A 20796-nucleotide genomic window follows, 5' to 3' on the forward strand; every position below is an offset into this window, starting at 1 on the left:
CTGTAGAAAATGATTGACTTAACAATATTGTTCTTTTGATATTTATATAATTTCTTGGGAAAAATAAATCAAAATTAGTAAACGGGGTGAATTTATGAATCGCAAATTACTACTCATTTTCTTTATAGTTGTTTGTTTAATTTTTCCGAACTTTAGTTACGCCGAAACTACTGCTAACCCATTAAAAATTGCCTTTATTCGCGATGGATTCGTATGGATAAAATTAAATAATAAAGAGGAAAAAATAACAAAAGCAAAAGGGGTTTATTCGAATCAGCCCGAGTGGTCATTTGATGGAAATTATTTAATGTACCAAAAAGAAATACCTACTGGTCCTACAGCATCTTATCCTACTCGCTCAGAAATATGGATTTATAATATGAAAACAAAAAAAGAACAAAGGATGATTTCTGACGGTGAGAATCCAAAATGGTCCCCTACTAAAAATATTTTTGCTTTTCTAGATAGTGGTGTGTTGAATGTTTCTGATTTTAAGAATTTTTACAATATTGCACTAGGTGTGGATGATTATAATTGGATTCCAAACGGTAAGGGCTTTATAGCTTCATCAGCCGCAGCGCTAAATCCGGACGGTTGGACAAATCCGGTTTTATATAAAATCACCTTACCAAATGATTTAAAAAATATTACTAGCGTAACAAACACTGTAAAACAATTTTTTGTTGTTCCTAAAACCTTAACAAAAGGCAATACTTCCATTCCGTCCATAAATGCGTCAACATTTCAATTTTCGCCTGATCAAAAATGGATCTCTTTTATTGTTAATCCAACAGCTTCTTGGTCTATGGATAGCGACATGCTTTGTATCATTTCTTCAGATGGAAAGGTTTTTGAAGTTCAAGATGAAATTATTTTACATTTAGATAATCCAAAATGGGCTCAAACTAAAAATATATTAGGGTACATTGCAGGTGGAGGCAGATTAGTTTTCGGATACAAGAATAAAAAGATGAATATTACTGAAATGCCAGCATTTACATCTACAAATTTAACCCCACCACATTATGCTGAATTAGGATTTACATGGTGTGATGATACATCAATTGTTGTTTCAAGAGTAAAAGAAAGTGAGTGGTCAAATGATGAAAAGAAACGACCAAAACCATCATTAAATGTAATTAATCTTTCTACTCATAAACAATTAAAAATAACTAATCCACCAACTGGAAAGGGAGACTATAACCCAGTCTACTCTAAGTCTTCCAATAAAATAACATGGACCAGAAAAGGCGAATTAGATGTTGTCGGTAATGTATGGATCGCCAATTTGGATGGTAGTAAACCTAAAATATTATTAAAAAATGTTAGTTCATATTCTATTTTTGAGCGTTAAAAAAGGATGAATTTTATTTCATCCTTTTTCCTTTTCTAGACCATCTATGAAATAATCATTTTGTAAAACTGGTACTACTTTATAATGGTTTAATTGACTACAGTGCGTAACATCATCTTCAAAGCCCTTCATTCTTAGCTCTCTTCCACTTCCACATTCCCAAATCAATTCTTTAATTTTATGTTTCGAGTGAAGAAACGCACCAATACAAACTTCCGCTTCAGGTGATTTTGTTCCTTCTAACTCTGCTAAAATTGCTCCTGCTCCTAAATAATCTTCAATAGAAGGTCGTAGTGCATCCTCATTTTCATGTAAATCATTCCAAACCTCACCGCACGGAATGACTGTTATATTAACATTTTTTTCGTTTTTTAGGCGATTAGCCAAATTTGCAACCGAAGACGCATTAAGTAAAGAACCAATCAATAACGCGGGCACCTTTGAAGCGATCCATGAACAAAATGCCCCATTTAGTGAACATAAAACAAATTTATTATTGGCATGACCTTCATTAAATGAGACTGGCGAAAGTGTTGCCTTCCCTAAAACTGCCGCTTCATTTCTTCCTAAAATATACTCCGCTCCAATCTTTTTAGCATAAGCTTTTCCATCTAAATTTGGTGGATATGGATAAACGATTGCGTTTTGAAATACTGCTGAAACAACAGTCGATGAAAAACTAAGAACATCAACAATAATTGTAATATCCCCTCGTTCCGCTGCTTCCCTAGCTCCCCTTTTTCCCCACTCTACACGGCATTCATAATTAGATTGATCGAACATTTTTCCATCCCCTTTATTAATCTTTTAGAATCGTCATACATAGAAAAAGCAATACTCTTTAAAAGTATTGCATCAGTGTGTAGACAAAGTATAAGGTTTTCAGACTGATTGCAAGTGTTTGGCGGGCAGTCTAAAAACGTTTAACGATATGTAACTTCAGTAAACCCTAAACTATTTTTAGTTGTCTTCATCTGCTTATTAGGATAATAGAACGCTAAATTATTATAATTCATCTTATAATTACTTGTTGTAAAGTACTTGTTCAGATACACCGTTCTCATTTTTTCACCATCTACATATATTGCTTTTCCTTTAGGTCGATCCTTATCAAATCCAAAAATTAGTTGATCATTTAGAAAATGCATTCCCTTTCCATCTCCTGCATACAAGTGCTCTGCACCTGAAATTGAAGCAAAATTAATATTTAAAAAAGATGATGTTTTAAATATATAAATACTATGCGGTATATCAGTAATACAAAGAATGTATGGACTATTTGGAATCTTAACCAATTTGTAGTCCACTTTTTTTAATTCTGGTAAATCCTTATGAATAGCGAAACTAACTGCTTTTTCTTTTGAATTAAAATTTAATGATATGTAAGTAAATATGCTCACTAATGCTACAAAAATCAACACATGTGTAATAACGCTTTTACTCATTTTATATCTTCCTTATTTAGAAATTTATTTTATTCAGGAAAAGAGCATACACCTAAACGATTTCCTTCTAAATCTTTAAATTCAAACCATTTAAACGTTCCATCTTCATTCAATTGCTCTACTTCTACATCGTGTTCTTTTAAATGATTAAAAGCTTGTTCGATATTTGGAGTATAAAAATTAAAACTCATATGCGTATTTGGATTTTCTACTCGATTTGTTTTTCTCACTAACGTTAATGGTGTTTCCCCAATATTTAATGCTGCATACCCATTCATCGTATCGTTCCATCTAACCGAAAAACCTAATACCGAGCAATACCAATCTACCGCTTTCTCAAAATCAGTTACTTGCAGAAAAACTGTATCAATTCTTTTAAAATGCTCTGACATAGCTAAGTCCTCCTTTTTTACTACTTACTAGTTATTCAACATTTGTAAACTATTTCCTTTTATATTTCATGCTAAAAATAAAGGGATTTTACTATAATTAGTCAATTATTTATAAATATTGAAACGAGAAATTGGAGGAGAAAATTTTGATTAAAATCGTTAAAGTAAAAAAAGAAGAGGAATCAAAATTACACAATTTAATGCAATTTTATATTTATGAATTTACTAAATTTCTTCCTGGAATTAAACTCGGGGAAAACGGATCTTTTCATAAGTTTAATTTGGAAAAATACTGGCAGGAACTAGATTATCACGCTTTTTTTGTGTTGTATGAAGAAGAATTGATTGGATTCGCTTTAATTGAGGCTTCAACAGAACTTAAGAAAAATTGGATAGAAGAATTCTTTATTATTGAAAAATATAAAGGAAAAGGTATTGGCAAAAAAGTAGCAATAGAACTTTTCAATCTGTTTCCAGGAAAATGGAGTATCTCACAAATTGAAAAAAATGAACCTGCCCAGGCTTTTTGGAGAAATGTAATTCATTATTATACAAAGGGCCACTTTACTGAAAGAGTTGATAAGAATAAAAAGACAATTCAAGAGTTTGATACGTTCGAAATTATGGAAAATTAATTTAATAAATATTGTCTTGTGCTCGCTTTAAGTAATTAAGAAAGCAAGAAAATGAAATTATAATGCTTATAAAAGGCTTATGAGTTAGTAAATAAGCTAAAAGTTGTAAACCACTAACTCATAACAGGTTCATGAGTTAGTAGATAAGCTTAAAGGTGATAATACCTTGCTCATAAATGGTTCATTAGTAAACAGTCTTAAAGTCACCATATAGATGGCTTTCAGACCGTTGAAATATATTGTCGTCAATATTGAAAATACAAACATTAAATGAATATCTATAAAAAAATAGTCTATTTATAATTGTTTTATCTGTCATCTTATTGATAAACAAGTGATTTTGGTTGATTTATAAATGTTTTAACTAACTTGCAAAAATTAAAATATCTTCTTTTTTGACGATCAATATTTGTAAAGATGTGTATGTCTTCATCATAAGTTACAATTTGATTAATAAAGGGTAATTCATTCGTTCAATTGACTAGTCTATTGTTTTTAAGATTATTATTTTTTTATAAAGAACTTGATTGGAACGAAAGGGTGCCAGGCTTCTATGGGAGAAGCGGGAAGGCTAAAGACCCCACAGGCGCCGCCGAGGAGGCTCAGGTCTCGCCCCATGGAAAGCGAGCACCCTGTAGTGGAAATCAATAGGACCCAACTTACTTATCAATGATCAATTCAACTATTAAATTGACAAATTCTTTTTTCAAAAGCATGAAAGCCACCATATAGGTGGCTTTATTTTGTAATATAGAAATATTTAATTTGCTTTGAAATTATAAAGTGGTTTAATGACTTTAATGACTTCTATAGCATCCTTGGTATTTTCAATGATTTCTTTCATTTCCTTATAAGCCATTGGACTTTCATCTAGTGTACTCTCTAAAACTGAAGTACTCCAAACATCCTTCATTGTTTCTTTAAATTCATCAAGTGAAAGTGTAGCCTTAGCTTTGGAGCGACTGAGAATTCGACCTGCACCATGAGGGGCAGAATAATTCCAATCCGGGTTACCTTTTCCGATTGCAATCAAACTACCATCTCGCATGTTGATCGGAATTAATACTTTCTCACCTTTTTGAGCAGAAATTGCCCCTTTACGAAGAATCATATTTTCGATATCAATATAATTATGAACAGTCGTAAATTGTTCAACAACTGTTAAATCCATATTCTTAACGATCTCATCCATCATTGCCTTCCGGTTCCATAAAGCATATTCTTGGGCAATTGCCATATCATGCATATATCGATCAAACCAAACTCCTTCTAAATACGCTAAATCCTTTGGAATATATTGCGACGGAAGATTTTTCAAGGTAGCTTCAATTTCTTTTTCACGACCTTCATCCCTTAATTGTTGAATGACTTTTGAACGATTTTCTGACTGGCTCTTTAATAATTCATACGCTTTTTTCTGATAAAATTCCGCTACAACTTTACCTAAATTTCGGCTTCCAGAGTGAATGACAAAATAAATATTCCCGTCTTCGTCAGCATTACATTCTATAAAATGATTTCCACCACCAAGCGATCCTAAGCTTAGTTTTGTTCTTGTTTCATTTAATTCTTTAAAGCAGTACAGCTTTGAAAAATCAATTTTCTTCACAAATTCATGCTTATTATTTCGAATTGAAAACCCTGATGGAACATGTTTACGAATGACAACATCCAGTTTTTGAAAATCGATTTCTTTTTGTGAAACTCTTATTGTTTCCATTCCACAACCTATATCGTACTTTAACCTCTAATTTCTTAGAGAGTGGACTATACCTTCTCTACAATCATTGGAGTATGCAGCTCCTTATGTAGGCTCGCCGTGTTAATATTCCATAAATATAAAGTGTCCTTCTCAGTGATGGATTCTTTTTTAATCCAACATTAGGCAAAGGATGTGAAATATTCTGCACAATCGTCTGCTAACAACGTGTAAGTCTCTGAACCATTTGACTATGTCACCATAACCTCTGGCTGCTGATTGCCCTCGACTATATTTTACGTTAGGGTTTCCAGCAATTGAGCGAGTTTTTTAAAGTTGGAGCCGTTTTAGTTAACCCCAACGAGATTTGGAACGATTTTATCCTGTATCGTCATTGTCGTTCCAATTGTACATCCCTTACCTGCATGAGTATCAGGCATAATTCTAATTTTAGAACTTTTCACGAATTCTTGATTACATAGTTCAATAATTTGCCCAATTGCTCCTTGCTCCACATTATCTGTAAATATTTTAGCTTCATTAAAAGAGCCTTTAACTGTAAGCATCATGTTCTCCTTCAGGTAGTTTTATTTTATGGCCTAACTTTATTAAACTATTTCAAAGCATTTAATAATAGTTCTAGATTTTCACCAATTTTATTAGCTTAGATTTTCTAAATTTAAAGAATACGAAAGGAATTCTTTTTCAACTTGATAGCCATTTTTTTCATATAAAGCTTGTGCCGATTTATTATCAATCGCAGTTTGTAAATCTAATGCTTTTGCTTTCGATTCGATTGCAAATTTCTTTGCTGCATTTAACAGCAATTGAGCTACTCCCTTTTTCCTTGCCGTTTCGGTCACATATAAGTCATTTAAAATCCATAACTTTTTCATTGATACCGAAGAAAATGAAGGATATAACTGAGTAAATCCTATAGATTGATCTTCTTCTTTTACAAGAAAAATAACAGAATCTTTGTTATTGATTCGTTCCGTTATAAAATCAATCGCTCCATTTAAATTACTTTCTTGTTTATAAAACATTCTGTACTGATCAAATAAATTTGCTACTTCTGAAATATGCTCTGATTTTGCACGAACTACTTCCATCATGTCACCTCTTCTAACTATTAATTAATCTATTAGTTAGTTCGGTACATTTCATTAATCTCCTCTAATAGCTACAAAGGCTACAAAACTTACGAAAAATAGTAATTTTTAATCGTAAAGTTAATAATATAAAAATGATCTATTAATTTTCCAAAATTTAGGTTTCCATATGAATTAACTTATAATAATATTGAAGATGAAAAACTAATTTATTTTTTTCTATTATGTGAAAAAATTAACATTCTTATTACTGAGGTGACTAATAAATGGATAAAAAAGCGCTCATTATTATTGATTATACGAATGACTTTGTAGCAGATGCTGGTTCATTAACTTGTGGTAAACCTGCACAAGAAATTGAGCAAAGTATTCTTCAACTAACTAAAAGTTTCATTAAGAATCAAGATTATGTTGTATTTGCAGTAGACGTCCATGATGAAAATGATCCGTTTCATCCCGAAACAAAATTATTTCCACCTCATAATATTAGACATACTAAAGGAAGAGATTTATATGGCGGATTAATGGACTTATACAATTCATCGAAAGGCAAATCAACTATTCAATGGCTCGATAAAACTCGTTACTCCGCTTTTGCAGGAACAGACCTTGAGATAAAACTAAATGAAAGAGGCATTAACGAACTTCATTTAATAGGAGTTTGCACTGATATTTGTGTATTACATACCGCGGTCGATGCTTATAATAAGGGTTATAAAATAGTCGTTCACGAGCAGGCTGTTGCAAGCTTTAATGCAACTGGGCATGAATGGGCATTAAGTCATTTCAAAAATACTTTAGGGGCGGAAATAAGATGAATTACAACTTTCAAGATGATAGCCTTGCACTACATACAGACCTTTATCAAATTAATATGGCCGAAACTTATTGGGGAGACAATATTCACAATAAAAATGCTATTTTTGAACTTTATTTTCGTAAACTCCCATTTGGAAATGGATATGCAATCTTTGCAGGTTTAGAAAAAATAATCAGTTATTTGCAGAACTTTAAATTTAGTAGTTCAGATCTTGACTATTTAAAAGAGGAACTAGGATATAAAGATGAATTTATTCAATTTCTGTCTAATGTAAAATTCACAGGATCAATTAGATCAATTCAGGAAGGTGAATTAGTATTTGGCAATGAGCCAATTTTAAGGATTGAGGCCCCGCTATTAGAAGCACAATTAATTGAAACTGCCTTATTAAACATTGTCAATTATCAAACATTAATTGCTACTAAAGCTTCCCGGATTAAACATATCGTTGGTAATGATACGTTAATGGAATTTGGAACAAGACGTGCTCAAGAATTTGATGCTGCCATTTGGGGAGCAAGAGCCGCTTATATTGGTGGATTTCATGCGACTAGTAATGTTCGTGCTGGTAAATTATTTAATATTCCTGTTTCAGGTACACATGCTCATGCGCTTGTACAAGCATATCGAGATGAATACATAGCTTTCAAAAAATATGCTGATCGTCATTACAACTGTACATTCCTAGTTGATACATACGATACACTAAAAAGTGGAGTGCCTAATGCTATTAAAGTCGCAAAAGAACTAGGTGATAAAATTAACTTTGCAGCAATCCGACTAGATAGTGGTGACTTAGCTTATTTATCGAAAGAAGCAAGAAAAATGCTCGATGAAGCTGGTTTCGTAAATACAAAAATTGTTGCTTCAAATGATTTAGATGAATATACAATTTTAAATTTAAAATCCCAAGGGGCAAAAATTGATTCTTGGGGAATCGGAACAAAGCTTATTACAGCATATGATCAACCGGCCCTTGGAGCTGTTTATAAATTAGTAAGTATTGAAGATGAAAATGGGAAAATGATTGATACTATAAAAATTTCTCAAAACCCTGAAAAAGTAACAACTCCTGGTCTCAAGAAATTGTATCGAATTATTAATACAGTTAACCATCACGCTGAGGCTGATTATATTGCCCTTGAAGATGAAGATCCAGCGTCTGAGGAAAAAATAAAATTATTCCATCCGATTCATCCATATATCAGTAAGTTTGTTACTAATTTTGAGGCTAGAGAACTTCATCACCAAATCTTTACAAAAGGTGAATTAGTCTACAAAGTGCCTGCAATTAAAGACATTCAGGATTTTGCTGAAAACAACTTAAGTGTACTTTGGGAAGAATACAAGCGTGCATTAAACCCTGAAGAATATCCTGTGGACTTAAGTCAAAAATGTTGGGATAACAAAATGGAAAAAATAGCAGAAGCTAGAAAGAAAACAGAGGAAATGAAAAATGGCTAAAATTGGGATTTATGGCAGTTCGTTTGATCCGATTACAAACGTTCATTTATGGACTGCAAGTACGATTGCTCATCGTTGTCAATTAGACAAAGTTATCTTTTTACCATGCTCTTCAAAAAGAAGAGATAAACAATTACATAATACTGATGAACATCGTTGGAATATGTTAAAATTGGCAATTCAAAACAACTCAAAGTTTATTGCAGACGATTATGAAATGAGTAAAGAGGCTTGGGAAGTATTCACTTACTATACAATGAACCATTTTAAAGCTAAATATAGTGAAGATGAAGTTTATTTCATAATGGGAGCTGATCTCCTAGAAGATATTGCAGAAGGAAAATGGAAATACGGGGATCAATTAGTTTCCGAAAATAAATTCATTGTAATGGCCCGTGATGGAATTGATATGTTAAAGACCATCTCTCGTTCTCCCTTATTAAGAAACAATGATAACGGTTCAAGATTTCATCTAATTGATAAAGGATTAGCGATGGAAATTAGTTCAACATATATCCGAGAAGAGTTTGCTAAAGGCGGCGAGCCAAGATATTTATTACCTGAGGATTGCTACGCTTATATTAAAAAATACAATCTGTATCAAAAGGAGAATGAAGATTGAATAGTTTACAAAAAGAAATCGTCAAAGAAATGAAAGTAAAGCCAGTTATCGATCCTAAAGAGGAAGTAATAATCAGTGTTGATTTCCTAAAAAGCTATCTTAAAAAACATCCTTTTTTAAATGGTTTTGTATTAGGTATTTCAGGTGGTCAAGATTCAACTTTAACTGGTAAACTTGCACAAATGGCAATAGATGAATTAAATAGTGAGCAATCAGAAAAAAATTATCTATTTATCGCAATTCGATTACCATATGGCGTTCAAATGGACGAAGATGACTGCCAGGAAGCATTAAAGTTTATCCAACCAACAAAGACCTACACAGTGAATATTAAAGCTGCTGTAGATGCTAGTGTTAAAACATTAAAAGATATTGGCATTGAGCTTACTGATTTTGCAAAAGGTAATGAAAAGGCTCGTGAAAGAATGAAAGCTCAATATAGCATTGCTGCTATGAATGGGTGTGTTGTCTTAGGTACTGACCATTCCGCTGAGGCTGTTACTGGTTTTTACACTAAATATGGCGATGGTGGTTCAGACCTTTGTCCGATTTTCCGTCTAAATAAACGTCAAGGAAAGATGCTACTAAAAGAATTAAATTGCCCACCGAAGCTATATGAAAAAGTTCCGACTGCTGACCTTGAAGAAGATCGCCCACAATTAGCAGATGAAGTCGCTCTTGGTGTTACATACGATGACATCGATGATTATTTAGAAGGTAAAGAAATTAATGGTGACTCTCAAGCAAAAATCGAATCATGGTTTAATAAATCTAGACATAAGAGACAAATGCCTTACACTGTTTTTGATAAATTTTAATACAATTCAGACTGCCCGCCAAAAGCTCACTTTCAATCAGTCTGAATTCAGGTTTTTAAACTTTGTTAACACACTAAAAAGCTACCTATTTTGGTAGCTTTTTCACTTTTGTGCTTAATAAATGGATATGAAAGTTAAAATTGGACAAGGTAATAATACAGTCATTAAGAAAGGAATGTTCATATTATGTGGATTTTATTTTTTATTCTTTTAATCTTATGGGTATTAGGTTATTTTACTTTCCATATCGCAGGTGGACTAATTCATATTCTATTAATTATCGCAATTATTGTATTTATCGTTAATCTATTTAGACGTAAAAAGTAGCAAATCTTTAGAGACTCTTTCTACAAACTCAAGAGCTTGATTTTTCAAGTTCTTTTTCTTATGCCATTTTTACCTAATCCTGCTTTTAAACTCTTCTATATTCCTCTATTTTTGAATATACTTCTATGTATGTCATAAATAATAGAGGAGCGAAATTATGACAGTTAGTATGGAGCCTCCTATATCAATGGAACAAATGCTTCAAACAATTCGTACAGGATTACCAAAAACACTTGAACCTAAAAATATAATTATTGTTGGTGCTGGGATTTCAGGCTTAGTAGCTGCTTCACTTTTAAAAGGAGCAGGACATGAAGTAACAATTCTCGAAGGAAATGATCGAATTGGTGGTCGTATTTTTACTAATCGTAATTTTTATGCAGGACAGTATATGGAAAATGGTGCTATGAGATTACCTTCTATTCACTTGCTTGTTTTAGAATATATTAAGAAATTTAACCTTCCTTTAGAAGAATTCATTAATAGCACCCCAAACGATATTATATACGTAAACAATGTAAGGACTATTCAAAAGCTTTATGAAGAAAATCCTGACATTCTTAACTTCCCTACTTCACCATCTGAAAAAGGTAAAACAGCTGAATATTTGGCTCAATACGCCATGCAACCCGTAACTGACTTCATTAAAAAGAATCCAAAAAAGAATTGGGAAATCGTTATTAAGTTACTTGATCGTTATTCGATGGAATATTATTTGAAATACAATCCATATGGTAGAACATTATCGGTTGGAGAAAAATGAAAAAAATTGAACAACACGACTCTTCTGTAACGATTCATACAGAGGATACACAAACCTCGCAGGCATATACGGTAACTGGAGACCTAGCCATTATTACCATACCTTTTTCATTACTAAACTTCGTTGAAATCATTCCACGCGATTTATTTTCATATAACAAATATAAAGCAATTCGACAATTACATTATGTTCCTTCGACTAAAATTGCTTTACAATTTAAAACTAGATTTTGGGAGAAAGCGGGTTTTATTGGAGGAAAAATGATTTCTGATCTACCTGTTCGTTATTCCTATTTTCCTAGCCAATCCGTTGGCTCAGAAGGTCCAGGTGTCATATTAGCAAGCTACACCTGGGAAGATAACGCATCAATTTGGGATAGCTTAACTGAAAAAGAACAAATAGAGAATGCTCTAGAAGATTTATCTAAAATTTATGGTAATGAAATATACAATGAGTTTATTACTGGTAATACATTTAGTTGGTCAGAAAATCCTTTTTCAGGTGGAGCTTTTGCTATTTTCAAACCTGACCAGCAAACTGAGATTGCCCCATATATTTCAACGCCAGAAGGACTAATTCATTTTGCTGGAGATCACACTTCTACAGCCCCAGGTTGGATTCAAGGTGCTATCGAATCAGGAATAAGGGTAGCTTATGAGGTTAATGATTTACCTAAATCAACGGCAAATGAGAATATTGAGACGCATGATCAAGGGTTAGCATGAGAATTTCGAAATTCTAACCTTATATAATGGGCAATATGAATTTCAAGTCAAAATTATTGATTAAGTTGTGAACTTTGTTCTTAGAGTAGTGAGCATTGTGCACTAAATGTTTTACCAATCGCAATTCAAGAAAAACACAAAACCCACAAGTACATAACCTTGTGGGTTTTGTGTTTTTATCCAATTTTCAAATAACCTACTGAAGGAACGAAAGAGTATCCCTGATTTATAACCATATCTGTTATTTCTGTCGTTTCAGTGTTTTTGACTTGATTAAACAATTTATATTTTATTGATTTTACTTTTTTTCCTCTTAATACATTATTTAAATAAATTAACTCAATTTCTAAAAAAGGTATTCTGTACTTTAAATTATTCGTGATTCTATTTGTGATTAGTTCATTAAACTCAATATCGGCATTATTAACTGAATTTTTTTTCATATCATCTACCATTTTATTCTGTCTATCAGTAAACTCACTAATAATATATTCGATTTCCACTTTTGATAGGGAACGAGTTTCTTTTAATGGCAATGTAACTTGATTTGTTTTTTCTTTACTAAATAGTCGTTTAAAAAATTTAATCATAGTCCCGTCCTCTTCAATTTTTCTTATTTATATTTTGTCATGATTAAACAAGATTGTAAAAATAATTTTTTAGGCACTAATACTATTCTATTATTAAACCGAAATTCCTTTGTAGAATTGCTTCTCTTTTAAAATTTTTAGAACAAAACTTAATAATTCCAAGAGTCAGTGATTGAATTCGAAAATAAAAGACCTAATCAGATAAAAAACACACCTAGTGATAGGTGTTTTTACTCCGTTTCACAAGCGTAATTATCATGATCACGATCCATTTGTGCTTGGTAGGCTTTATTCCCTTTTGGTACTCCATTTGGATAGACTTTTCTTAAATCCGTGCAATTTTTAAAATACTGTTTATTATTGTTAGACGAATTATTCGTTGTTGTTTGATTGGTTTTATTTTTGCTCCATAAACCAACACCCTGCTGCTGGGCAGTTGCTTGTAAGCTTCTTAGCTCTGATTCATAGGAATAATTACCATAATCATAAAATTTTTCTACATAGCCTTTTTTTATGATTTCTTTTTGAATTAGTCTGCCATCAATCCAAACCCACGCAAGTGTTCGATTATATTTATCCTTTTTTGGACCATCATATTCAAGCTGAATTGTTTTTGCGTTTTTTAATAGATTACATGTATATGCTGAAGCTTCTTTTCCATATGGCTCAATCGTCATTGTACTTTCTGGCGTATCGATATATAAGAATCTTGTTGTACCAACTTCTGTAAATTTGGCAGTATCTCCATCAATACATTTTATAAGCTCAACTGTAAATTTTGAATCAGTTTTCGTATTAACTGATGCTGTTGACTGTGAACACCCACTAAGTCCAAGAATAGCCATAACAGTTAATAAAATAAGTCTTTTCATGTTGTTCCCCCAATTATTCTTGTAACTACACAATATTTTAACAATAAAAACCAATTATGTATCGAAATATAGAGGGATTTTTCAATTTTAATGGACTTTGCTTTGTATTACTTATTTAGGAATATAATGATCTCCATAAATAAAACGTTACGTAAGCTTCCCAGCCCTTCCATTTTGTAGCCATTTTCTTTATTTCTTCAATTGAAGGTTTTTTCTCTAATGATAGTTGATTTTTTAATGCATTATGTATTCCTACATCGGCAATTGGAAATGCAGATTTCTCTTGTAAACATTTCATCAAAACATAATCAGCAGTCCAGTTCCCAACTCCCCGAATTTCTAATAGCTTATTTAACTTTTTCTCGTATGAATCTAAACGATTTAGAGATTCCTTTGAAATGAGTCCATCTGTCATTAATTTTGCGATCCCAATTACGTATTCAGCTTTTCGAGTGGTAAATTTTAGACTAGTTAAATCGGAAACTTCAAGTTTAGATATTACATCTGGAGTTGGAAATAGCCAAAAAATTTCATCTTTCCATTTAAAGCTTTCTCCATATTTTTCAACAAAGCTTCTTTTTAAAGAAAACGCAAAGGACAGATTGATTTGTTGACCCATAATTGCCCATGTAAATGCTTCAAATAAATCTGGTATTCCAATGACGCGAAGTCCAAAATGCTGTTCTATTAGCAACTGTAGCATTTGATTATTTTTACTTAATTGATAGAACTCGGTTAGGTCTCTGCCTAAATCAAATAAATCCCATATAAATGCTGCTGAAGCTACTTTTGTTTCCTCACTTGGATTTTGGTCTGGAAATTCAATTAATAATTGGTTATGATCACTACTTACTTTTAGTAAACTTGATATATTTTCTATTTTAATAAGTTTTAAAAAATATTCCCCATCAACTTGATGGAGTACCTCATTCTTAGATCGTGCTAAAAATACTAAGCATTCTTTAAAACTAAAATCTTTCGGCGTTAAGATGGATATCGAATTCTTATATTTATCTTTTACTAGCGATTCATTTAATTCTTTATTCAAATTAATCACCTCACCATTTAACCTTTTATAAATTAACAGTTTCCTTTTCTTGCTGTACGGGCTTTCCTATCTGAGATAGATAGCTATGTAAGATCATACCAATCATTATTATAATCATACCAATCCAAGAAATAATTGACGGAGTTGCTGATGATAAGATAATCATTTCACCTATTACTGTGAATAATACTTCCATGGATTGGGTCGCTTCTACAGCACCTAATTTTTGCATATTTCCTCTTACCAAATCAGTAGCTTGAAAAAATAATACAGTTGCAATTACTCCTGATGAGATCGCTACAATTAATGATTGTGTAATTTGGTTTTGACTTGGTAGTCCTTCAGTATATAAACCATAGATTGATAGGATGATCCAAAATGGTAAGCTTGCTAATGTCATTCCTAAAACACGTTGATATACATCCAATTTTCCATCACATATTTCCATCATTTTTCGATTACCAAGTGGGTATGCAAATGAAGCAATAATAACTGGTAAAATACCTGTTAGAACTGTTGAAATAGCTATTTTTGTGGCTAATTCAATTTGCATTAATAAAATCCCAAATATGATTAATAACGACATTCCTAATCCTTTAAATGGTATTTTCCCACGCACCTTCCTGGTTCCATTTGCTGTTTGAACTGATACGAAGAACAATGGAGCTAATAGCGATCCAGATAAAATTGTTATCTGCCACGAACTAGCTATTAGCCATCCTGGAGAATAAACTGCTGCGAGACATATTGGTGCATAAAATAAACCGAATCCAATTGTTGACCATATAATCCAACTTTTTAATTTCCTTTTCATTTCTTTCAATAGATCATACAAATTTCTTCTAGAGATTACGATGATCAATAAAAAAGGTACCATAAAAAAGTATCTTAAAGATGCGCTCCAAATCCAACTTCCACCGGATAACTCCATCGAGCGGTTTAATATAAATGTGATTGAAAAGAAAAATGCCGCTAATACTCCTAATATTATCGGGCGCATATTACCACCTCTATAACGATTTCAATTATCTTTTACGATAAAATGATTTTCGGTTGAAACTTCTTTTAATTTTTTTCGTAAAAATTCAGGGTATAATTCAATTTCTTCAAGATTCTCTAAACTTACCCATTTAAAAATTAATCGATTATCTTCCTTACCGTAAAATAATTCATTCATTGAATTAGAAAGCTTGTTCTCTGATTTTATTTTATAGTAAAGACCTACTTCGTGAATATCATTTCCTTTATAAGAAAAGAAATTTTCTACTGTCCACATCATCTGATTAATTTCAACTTCTATTCCTAATTCTTCATTGAACTCCCTTTTTAAGCTTAAATGTGACTCTTCATTGATTTTTATTCTACCACCAGGTAAGGACCAAATTGTGTCACTTGCTAGTCTATGAATTAAGACATGTCCATTTTCAATCCAAATACCTGCAACCCTTAAATTAAATACTTTGTTATTTGATTTAAATACAACATCCATTATTAATACCTGACCTTACATATTACTATTAGAAGCTTTTTCAACTAAATGAACCCCTCCAACCCACCAGTCGGTTCCAATTAAATTCATTCGATTTGCTTTTCCCGTTAGTACGTCTAATCCCCATTTAGTTAATTCAATTTTTGCTCTTGGGTTATATTGTTGATAACTTGGCAATTCACTGTCACTACTTATTAAAGGGTAATCACCTTTCATTAATTCATTTAACATTGCTGCGAAATATAAATCGCTTAATCCATCATTTGTTCTTTGTCTTACGAGTTTATTAAATAATTCTGCAAAAGAGTTAATTCCCTCATTGATCATTGATAATGCTAAGAATTCTACTTCATTTAACCCATTCTGTAGAGAAGGAAAATATGTCATATGACTTAATAAAGCATGTTTTAAAAACGGAAGCGTATGACATTTTTGAATAAATTCATTAAGTTCATCTAGATTATCTGAACAATAAGCTTTCCATCCAGCACATGCTTCTTCTATTTGTTCGTTTGTAATTTTCTGTTTAGTTGGAAGTAATTCAATTAATTGTTCTGAAGATAATTGACCTAATCCGTGAAATGGTTCAATTCCTTCATATTCATTTATACTAACCATCGAAATTTTTTGAAATCCAAGTGCCGATAATTCCGATAATAAATAGAGTATCGTCACCTGATCGTATCGATCATGTTCGAACCAAAGAACAACTTCCTCAGAACGAGATAGTTCATTTAATAATTGATATTGGCTTTGGCAATTTTCAATAAAAAAACTCGAAGGAATTTGTAGCTTTTGTTCAAAAAATTCTGCTCTTCTTTTATATGTTTCTTCTAAAGTCCAATCTAGACTAAGTGGCCCAAAATCATACATTTCTCTCCATACGATCAAATTACCATTTAAGGACTTTATTTTTCCTCCAACCACATCACCATTTACAATATGATTCATCTATTTCATCTACTTTCTCCATTAGTTTATTTAAAAAGAAAATACATTACTTCATAATTGATGTAATGTATTATAACTACATTATTTAATTAAGTTCTTAATTCTGCTTAACGATCGTAGATACCTCTTACATATATTATTATTTTTTATCAAAATAAAAACCACCTATATAAATAGGTGGCGAGACATGTTCTTAATAAAATAGGCTTCTAGTTAATCTCTTTTTTGTTTTTTTCTACTAGAAGACATCTCAACACCAGTTTCAGATGTTGTAGTCCCTTGACCTTGTACATTTGGTGATCCTAAGCCAACTCTAGATGGATCTTTTTTAGTTTTTCCCATATTAAACACCTCCATCTTTACTTTTTCTAAACTTAAACTTCTTTATTCAAAGAATATTTTTCCTGTAAATTGCAAATCTTATATTTCTGAGGAGGTGTTTTTTATGGCTAGAATCGGAGTAGAACAATCTTTAACAAATGTCCAAGAAGCATTACGTTCAGCGGGACACGATGTTGTTGAATTAAAACAGGAATCGGATGCAAATGGTTGCGATTGCTGCGTAGTAACAGGACTTGATTCAAATGTAATGGGAATGCAAAATGTAGCTTCACAAGGATCAGTAATCGAGGCAAGTGGCTTAACAGCTGATCAAGTTTGTCAACAAGTTGAAAGTAAATTACAATAACAAATAACAAACAAAAGTTATATTAAACATTCTAAAGAATACTCGCCGATTGGCGAACTTTAAAGCGAAGACTGAGGCGTAGTAACACTTTTACCTAATTCCAAAATTATCCGACTACTACGTCGAGTCCACTTTGTCGTTGCAAATTTATACTTTCTAATGTGCAAAAAAGGGTAAGCAAAATTTAATAAAATTTGCTTACCCTTTTTTCAAATTATAAATTTAATCCACCGTACAATAAAGCTCCCATTACAATAAAAGCCGGATGTAGCTTTACTTTCTCCATTAATATGTAACTGATTACTCCTAAAAATAAAAACTGTCCAAATCCAATTTGAAAATATGAATCATGAAATGAATTATAAGCCATAACGCCAAGTAAAACTGCGATTGTTGGCTTGACGTAAAGAGTCATTCGCTTAACTTGAATCGAATGACGATATTTATACAAAATTCCCATTAAAGTCAGCATGAGGATTAGTGACGGTGCAACTGTAGCGAATACAGCCAAAAATGAACCTAGTATACCACCTTCATGGAATCCGATATACCCTGCCATTTTCGTAGCAATCGGTCCTGGAAGGGAGTTCCCCATAGCAAGAGCCTCATTAAATTCTTGATGTGTAAGCCAACCTCTTGTGACGACTTCTTTTTGAATAAGAGGAATGGTCGCAGGGCCTCCTCCATACCCTAAAATATTAGCAACAAAAAACGCCCAGAAAATGTTCCAATATACCATTATGCAGACAGTCCTTTTGATTTTTTACCTTCAACTGATTTGGTTGGCTTAACGACAGCAAATAACAGTAGCCCTCCAATAATAAATCCTGGATGTATATGAAAATATTGCATTAAAACAATCCCTACCAAAATATGTCCGATTGTAAAGGGCCATTTTAGCCCCTTAACGGAAGCTTCTACAAATTGCCAAGTTAGCACACCAAGCATGACTCCAACTACTGGAACAATTGCTCTAGTCATTCCTTGCACCCATTTTAAATCTTTAAATGTCACTAGAGTGGTCAATAAAACAACCATTAAAATAATCGTCGGCAGGATCGTTGCAACTATTGCATTGATCATCCCTATTTTACCGCCTACTTTGAACCCAATGTATCCAGCCATTTTTGTATTAATCGGTCCTGGCAGTGTGTTTCCAATAGCGAGCACATCTCCGAATTCTTCATCAGTCATCCATTTAAAGCGTTCAACCACTTCTTTATGTACTAAAGGAATGGTCGATGGTCCACCTCCGTATCCAAGTATGCTGCTCCTAAAAAAGGCGATAAAGATGTTTAACTGTTTCATAAAATCCATCCCTTTAGTTTATCTTTCTTTTAGTTTGCAATAAGACACGTGCACTTCACACATTTACCGCATGGTTTTTTCTTAACTGGATTAGGTTGATTGACCATGTTCATTAAAAGCGAGGTCTCCACATTACAAAACGAGCATGTCTCACCAGTTAGAGCTTTTTGAATTTGAGGCATTTCTACTAACTTTAAGGCTTCTTTCATATGTTTGTCGCATACTAACAACATATCATTCACTCCTGCTCTTAAAATTGGATTTTATGGTGTAGATGTCACTTTCTTTTTCGGATGATCTAATTTTCGTTTTTTTACTTCATCTGTTACTTCTTCGTTCCATGAAATCGTTACATCTTCGTCAGTGATGAAAGCTTGGCAACCTAAACGAAATCCTTTGCTTAACCATTCTTCACCAAGTTTTCGACGCTCCTGCACTTTTATATGATCAACAGTACCCTTTTCAATTTTACAAACGCACGATCCACAAACGCCTCCACCACATCGATTTGGCAATTCTCCATCAAATCGAAGAGACATACGTAAAATATTGGAGTTTTCCGGTACTTCTAATACTTTTCCACTAGTAGCAAAATTCAGTTTCGGCATAATTCAAATCCTCCTCTTCATCTCTTTGGTATACAATATACCATATTTATAATTTTCTGACAATATAAAAATTACATATATTAAGCTATTTTTCTTAATTTATATTACTCTATTTGTTTTTATATACCGGTCTGATATAATATTTTGTATACCAAATACGTCTTAATTTTCAAAAAACGAGGTGATGAATGTGCTTAATATTGGATTAATTGGATATGGAGCGATTGGACAAGATATCGTCAAATATATAAACGAAGGCAAGGCTGGAGATGTATTATTAAAGGCGGTTCTCGTACGGAGAAAGAATCAATACGAATCGCATATAAGCGATTTATTTTACGACAATGAAGAGGCTTTTTTCGGATTGGGATTGGATATTATTATTGAAGCTGCAGGTCATGAAGCTGTCTATAAGTATGGGAAAAGGACGTTGTCTACTAGTAGTGATTTTATCATCGCTTCTGTAGGTGCATTAGCAGATGATGCATTATTAGCAGAACTTGAAACTGCTGCAAACCTTACTAACAGCAAGATCATCATCCCTTCTGCTGCAATTGCTGGATTAGATCGTGTAGCTGCATCTATGCTACAGGGGGTTGATGAAGTAAAACTTGTAACGAGAAAACCACCGAGTGCTTGGCGAGGTACAATTGCAGAAGAAAAGGTAGATTTAGACACAGTTAAAGAGCCTTTTTGCATTTATAGTGGCGTTGCTAGAGAATCTTCTAAGCTTTTTCCGGAAAGCACAAATGTTTCAGCAACCTTGAGCCTTGCTGGAATCGGATTTGATAAAACAAAAGTGCAAGTTTATGTAGATCCAAGCATAACCAGTAATACACACCAAATTTTCGTAAAAGGATTTTTTGGTGAAATGGAAGTAAAGGTGCAAAATGTTCCTTCTTCTACCAATCCAAAGACGGGGTATATTGTAGCAATGAGTATTTGTAATACTTTAAAAAATAGAACGTCCTCTATCGTTATTGGGATCTAGTATATTCTCTTTTACTATTTGTGAAATACGAAACTAAAATAAAAAGCCCCCTTAGTCTAGACATCTAACAGTCTA

27 protein-coding genes and 1 pseudogene are annotated in these 20796 nt (G+C 32.6%); 11 read left to right on the forward strand and 17 right to left on the reverse strand.

The window, feature by feature from the left end:
• Window positions 1-94: 94 nt before the first annotated feature.
• Window positions 95-1354 (forward strand): TolB domain-containing protein, encoded by a 1260-nt coding sequence (locus EP747_RS12945; protein WP_129690550.1) that lies wholly within the window; start codon window positions 95-97, stop codon window positions 1352-1354.
• An 18-nt stretch (window positions 1355-1372) separates the two neighbouring features.
• On the opposite strand, the gene EP747_RS12950 is transcribed toward EP747_RS12945, so the two are convergent.
• The 3 genes from EP747_RS12950 to EP747_RS12960 form a co-directional block, all read right to left on the reverse strand.
• On the reverse strand, window positions 1373-2137 hold the full coding sequence (locus tag EP747_RS12950; RefSeq protein WP_129690552.1) for a 2-phosphosulfolactate phosphatase: 765 nt from the start codon (window positions 2135-2137) through the stop codon (window positions 1373-1375).
• 140 nt (window positions 2138-2277) lie between these two features.
• On the reverse strand, window positions 2278-2799 hold the full coding sequence (locus tag EP747_RS12955) for a hypothetical protein (protein ID WP_129690554.1): 522 nt from the start codon (window positions 2797-2799) through the stop codon (window positions 2278-2280).
• A 29-nt stretch (window positions 2800-2828) separates the two neighbouring features.
• Window positions 2829-3191 (reverse strand): VOC family protein, encoded by a 363-nt coding sequence (locus EP747_RS12960; protein ID WP_129690556.1) that lies wholly within the window; start codon window positions 3189-3191, stop codon window positions 2829-2831.
• A gap of 146 nt (window positions 3192-3337) precedes the next feature.
• Between EP747_RS12960 and EP747_RS12965 the strand changes: the two genes are divergently transcribed.
• A complete protein-coding gene (locus EP747_RS12965) occupies window positions 3338-3826 on the forward strand; it encodes a GNAT family N-acetyltransferase (RefSeq protein WP_129690558.1) in 489 nt (162 codons plus the stop codon).
• Window positions 3827-4586: 760 nt separating this feature from the next.
• On the opposite strand, the gene EP747_RS12970 is transcribed toward EP747_RS12965, so the two are convergent.
• The 3 genes and pseudogenes from EP747_RS12970 to EP747_RS12980 form a co-directional block, all read right to left on the reverse strand.
• Entirely contained in the window at window positions 4587-5546 is a 960-nt protein-coding gene (locus tag EP747_RS12970; protein WP_129690560.1) for an RtcB family protein, read from the reverse strand.
• Window positions 5547-5875: 329 nt separating this feature from the next.
• Window positions 5876-6091 (reverse strand): annotated as a pseudogene (locus tag EP747_RS12975) (RtcB family protein); the annotation flags it as partial.
• Between the two features lie 93 nt (window positions 6092-6184).
• Window positions 6185-6637, reverse strand: a complete 453-nt coding sequence (locus EP747_RS12980; RefSeq protein ID WP_129690561.1) for a GNAT family N-acetyltransferase — start codon at window positions 6635-6637, stop codon at window positions 6185-6187.
• Between the two features lie 266 nt (window positions 6638-6903).
• Here EP747_RS12980 and EP747_RS12985 point away from each other — a divergent pair, with 266 nt between their 5' ends.
• The 7 genes from EP747_RS12985 to EP747_RS13015 all read left to right on the forward strand — a co-directional run bounded on the left by EP747_RS12985 (window position 6904) and on the right by EP747_RS13015 (window position 12176).
• Window positions 6904-7455: a cysteine hydrolase family protein gene (locus EP747_RS12985; RefSeq protein ID WP_129690562.1), complete on the forward strand. Its 552-nt coding sequence runs from the start codon at window positions 6904-6906 to the stop codon at window positions 7453-7455.
• Complete coding sequence (locus EP747_RS12990; protein WP_129690563.1) at window positions 7452-8921, forward strand: nicotinate phosphoribosyltransferase; 1470 nt, start codon at window positions 7452-7454, stop codon at window positions 8919-8921. Before EP747_RS12985 ends, EP747_RS12990 begins: the two co-directional genes overlap by 4 nt.
• Complete coding sequence (nadD, locus tag EP747_RS12995) at window positions 8914-9543, forward strand: nicotinate (nicotinamide) nucleotide adenylyltransferase (RefSeq protein ID WP_056471873.1); 630 nt, start codon at window positions 8914-8916, stop codon at window positions 9541-9543. Before EP747_RS12990 ends, nadD begins: the two co-directional genes overlap by 8 nt.
• The gene (nadE, locus tag EP747_RS13000) at window positions 9540-10361 is read left to right on the forward strand and encodes an ammonia-dependent NAD(+) synthetase (RefSeq protein ID WP_129690564.1); all 822 of its coding nucleotides are present in this window, start codon (window positions 9540-9542) and stop codon (window positions 10359-10361) included. Before nadD ends, nadE begins: the two co-directional genes overlap by 4 nt.
• Before the next feature lie 186 nt (window positions 10362-10547).
• The gene (locus EP747_RS13005) at window positions 10548-10688 is read left to right on the forward strand and encodes a lmo0937 family membrane protein (protein WP_170927396.1); all 141 of its coding nucleotides are present in this window, start codon (window positions 10548-10550) and stop codon (window positions 10686-10688) included.
• A 157-nt stretch (window positions 10689-10845) separates the two neighbouring features.
• Window positions 10846-11451 carry a flavin monoamine oxidase family protein gene (locus EP747_RS13010; protein ID WP_129690565.1) on the forward strand — a complete coding sequence of 202 codons (606 nt, stop codon included), beginning with the start codon at window positions 10846-10848 and terminating at the stop codon, window positions 11449-11451.
• Complete coding sequence (locus EP747_RS13015) at window positions 11448-12176, forward strand: flavin monoamine oxidase family protein (protein ID WP_129690566.1); 729 nt, start codon at window positions 11448-11450, stop codon at window positions 12174-12176. Before EP747_RS13010 ends, EP747_RS13015 begins: the two co-directional genes overlap by 4 nt.
• 176 nt (window positions 12177-12352) lie before the next feature.
• Here EP747_RS13015 and EP747_RS13020 read toward each other — a convergent pair whose 3' ends face one another.
• The 7 genes from EP747_RS13020 to EP747_RS13050 all read right to left on the reverse strand — a co-directional run bounded on the left by EP747_RS13020 (window position 12353) and on the right by EP747_RS13050 (window position 17468).
• The gene (locus EP747_RS13020; protein WP_129690567.1) at window positions 12353-12766 is read right to left on the reverse strand and encodes a hypothetical protein; all 414 of its coding nucleotides are present in this window, start codon (window positions 12764-12766) and stop codon (window positions 12353-12355) included.
• A gap of 230 nt (window positions 12767-12996) precedes the next feature.
• Window positions 12997-13638, reverse strand: coding sequence for a thermonuclease family protein (locus EP747_RS13025; RefSeq protein WP_129690685.1), 642 nt, complete (start codon window positions 13636-13638; stop codon window positions 12997-12999).
• A 115-nt stretch (window positions 13639-13753) separates the two neighbouring features.
• Window positions 13754-14686: a DNA-3-methyladenine glycosylase family protein gene (locus EP747_RS13030; RefSeq protein WP_235832876.1), complete on the reverse strand. Its 933-nt coding sequence runs from the start codon at window positions 14684-14686 to the stop codon at window positions 13754-13756.
• A 25-nt stretch (window positions 14687-14711) separates the two neighbouring features.
• Window positions 14712-15686 carry a multidrug resistance efflux transporter family protein gene (locus EP747_RS13035; RefSeq protein ID WP_129690568.1) on the reverse strand — a complete coding sequence of 325 codons (975 nt, stop codon included), beginning with the start codon at window positions 15684-15686 and terminating at the stop codon, window positions 14712-14714.
• Window positions 15687-15707: 21 nt separating this feature from the next.
• Window positions 15708-16175, reverse strand: coding sequence for an NUDIX hydrolase (locus tag EP747_RS13040; RefSeq protein ID WP_129690569.1), 468 nt, complete (start codon window positions 16173-16175; stop codon window positions 15708-15710).
• A gap of 15 nt (window positions 16176-16190) precedes the next feature.
• A complete protein-coding gene (locus EP747_RS13045) occupies window positions 16191-17126 on the reverse strand; it encodes a DUF1835 domain-containing protein (RefSeq protein WP_129690570.1) in 936 nt (311 codons plus the stop codon).
• A gap of 213 nt (window positions 17127-17339) precedes the next feature.
• Window positions 17340-17468, reverse strand: a complete 129-nt coding sequence (locus EP747_RS13050; protein WP_088012208.1) for a YuzL family protein — start codon at window positions 17466-17468, stop codon at window positions 17340-17342.
• Window positions 17469-17571: 103 nt separating this feature from the next.
• On the opposite strand from EP747_RS13050, the gene EP747_RS13055 reads away from it, so the two are divergent.
• Entirely contained in the window at window positions 17572-17814 is a 243-nt protein-coding gene (locus tag EP747_RS13055) for a YkuS family protein (protein ID WP_129690571.1), read from the forward strand.
• A 214-nt stretch (window positions 17815-18028) separates the two neighbouring features.
• Here the strand turns inward: EP747_RS13055 and EP747_RS13060 are convergent, their stop codons facing one another.
• The 4 genes from EP747_RS13060 to EP747_RS13075 are packed head-to-tail and all read right to left on the reverse strand — an operon-like array spanning window position 18029 to window position 19730.
• Window positions 18029-18553, reverse strand: a complete 525-nt coding sequence (locus EP747_RS13060) for a chromate transporter (RefSeq protein ID WP_129690572.1) — start codon at window positions 18551-18553, stop codon at window positions 18029-18031.
• Window positions 18553-19122, reverse strand: a complete 570-nt coding sequence (locus EP747_RS13065; RefSeq protein ID WP_129690573.1) for a chromate transporter — start codon at window positions 19120-19122, stop codon at window positions 18553-18555. The genes EP747_RS13060 and EP747_RS13065 overlap by 1 nt, the downstream gene beginning before the upstream one ends.
• Before the next feature lie 29 nt (window positions 19123-19151).
• Window positions 19152-19355: a hypothetical protein gene (locus EP747_RS13070; protein WP_129690574.1), complete on the reverse strand. Its 204-nt coding sequence runs from the start codon at window positions 19353-19355 to the stop codon at window positions 19152-19154.
• Window positions 19356-19385: 30 nt separating this feature from the next.
• A complete protein-coding gene (locus EP747_RS13075) occupies window positions 19386-19730 on the reverse strand; it encodes a 2Fe-2S iron-sulfur cluster-binding protein (RefSeq protein WP_098844020.1) in 345 nt (114 codons plus the stop codon).
• Window positions 19731-19914: 184 nt separating this feature from the next.
• On the opposite strand from EP747_RS13075, the gene EP747_RS13080 reads away from it, so the two are divergent.
• Window positions 19915-20721, forward strand: a complete 807-nt coding sequence (locus EP747_RS13080) for an aspartate dehydrogenase (RefSeq protein ID WP_235832877.1) — start codon at window positions 19915-19917, stop codon at window positions 20719-20721.
• Window positions 20722-20796 lie beyond the last annotated feature (75 nt).

The sequence above is a fragment of the Gottfriedia acidiceleris genome, from assembly GCF_004138285.1.
GTDB lineage: Bacteria > Bacillota > Bacilli > Bacillales > Bacillaceae_G > Gottfriedia > Gottfriedia acidiceleris_A.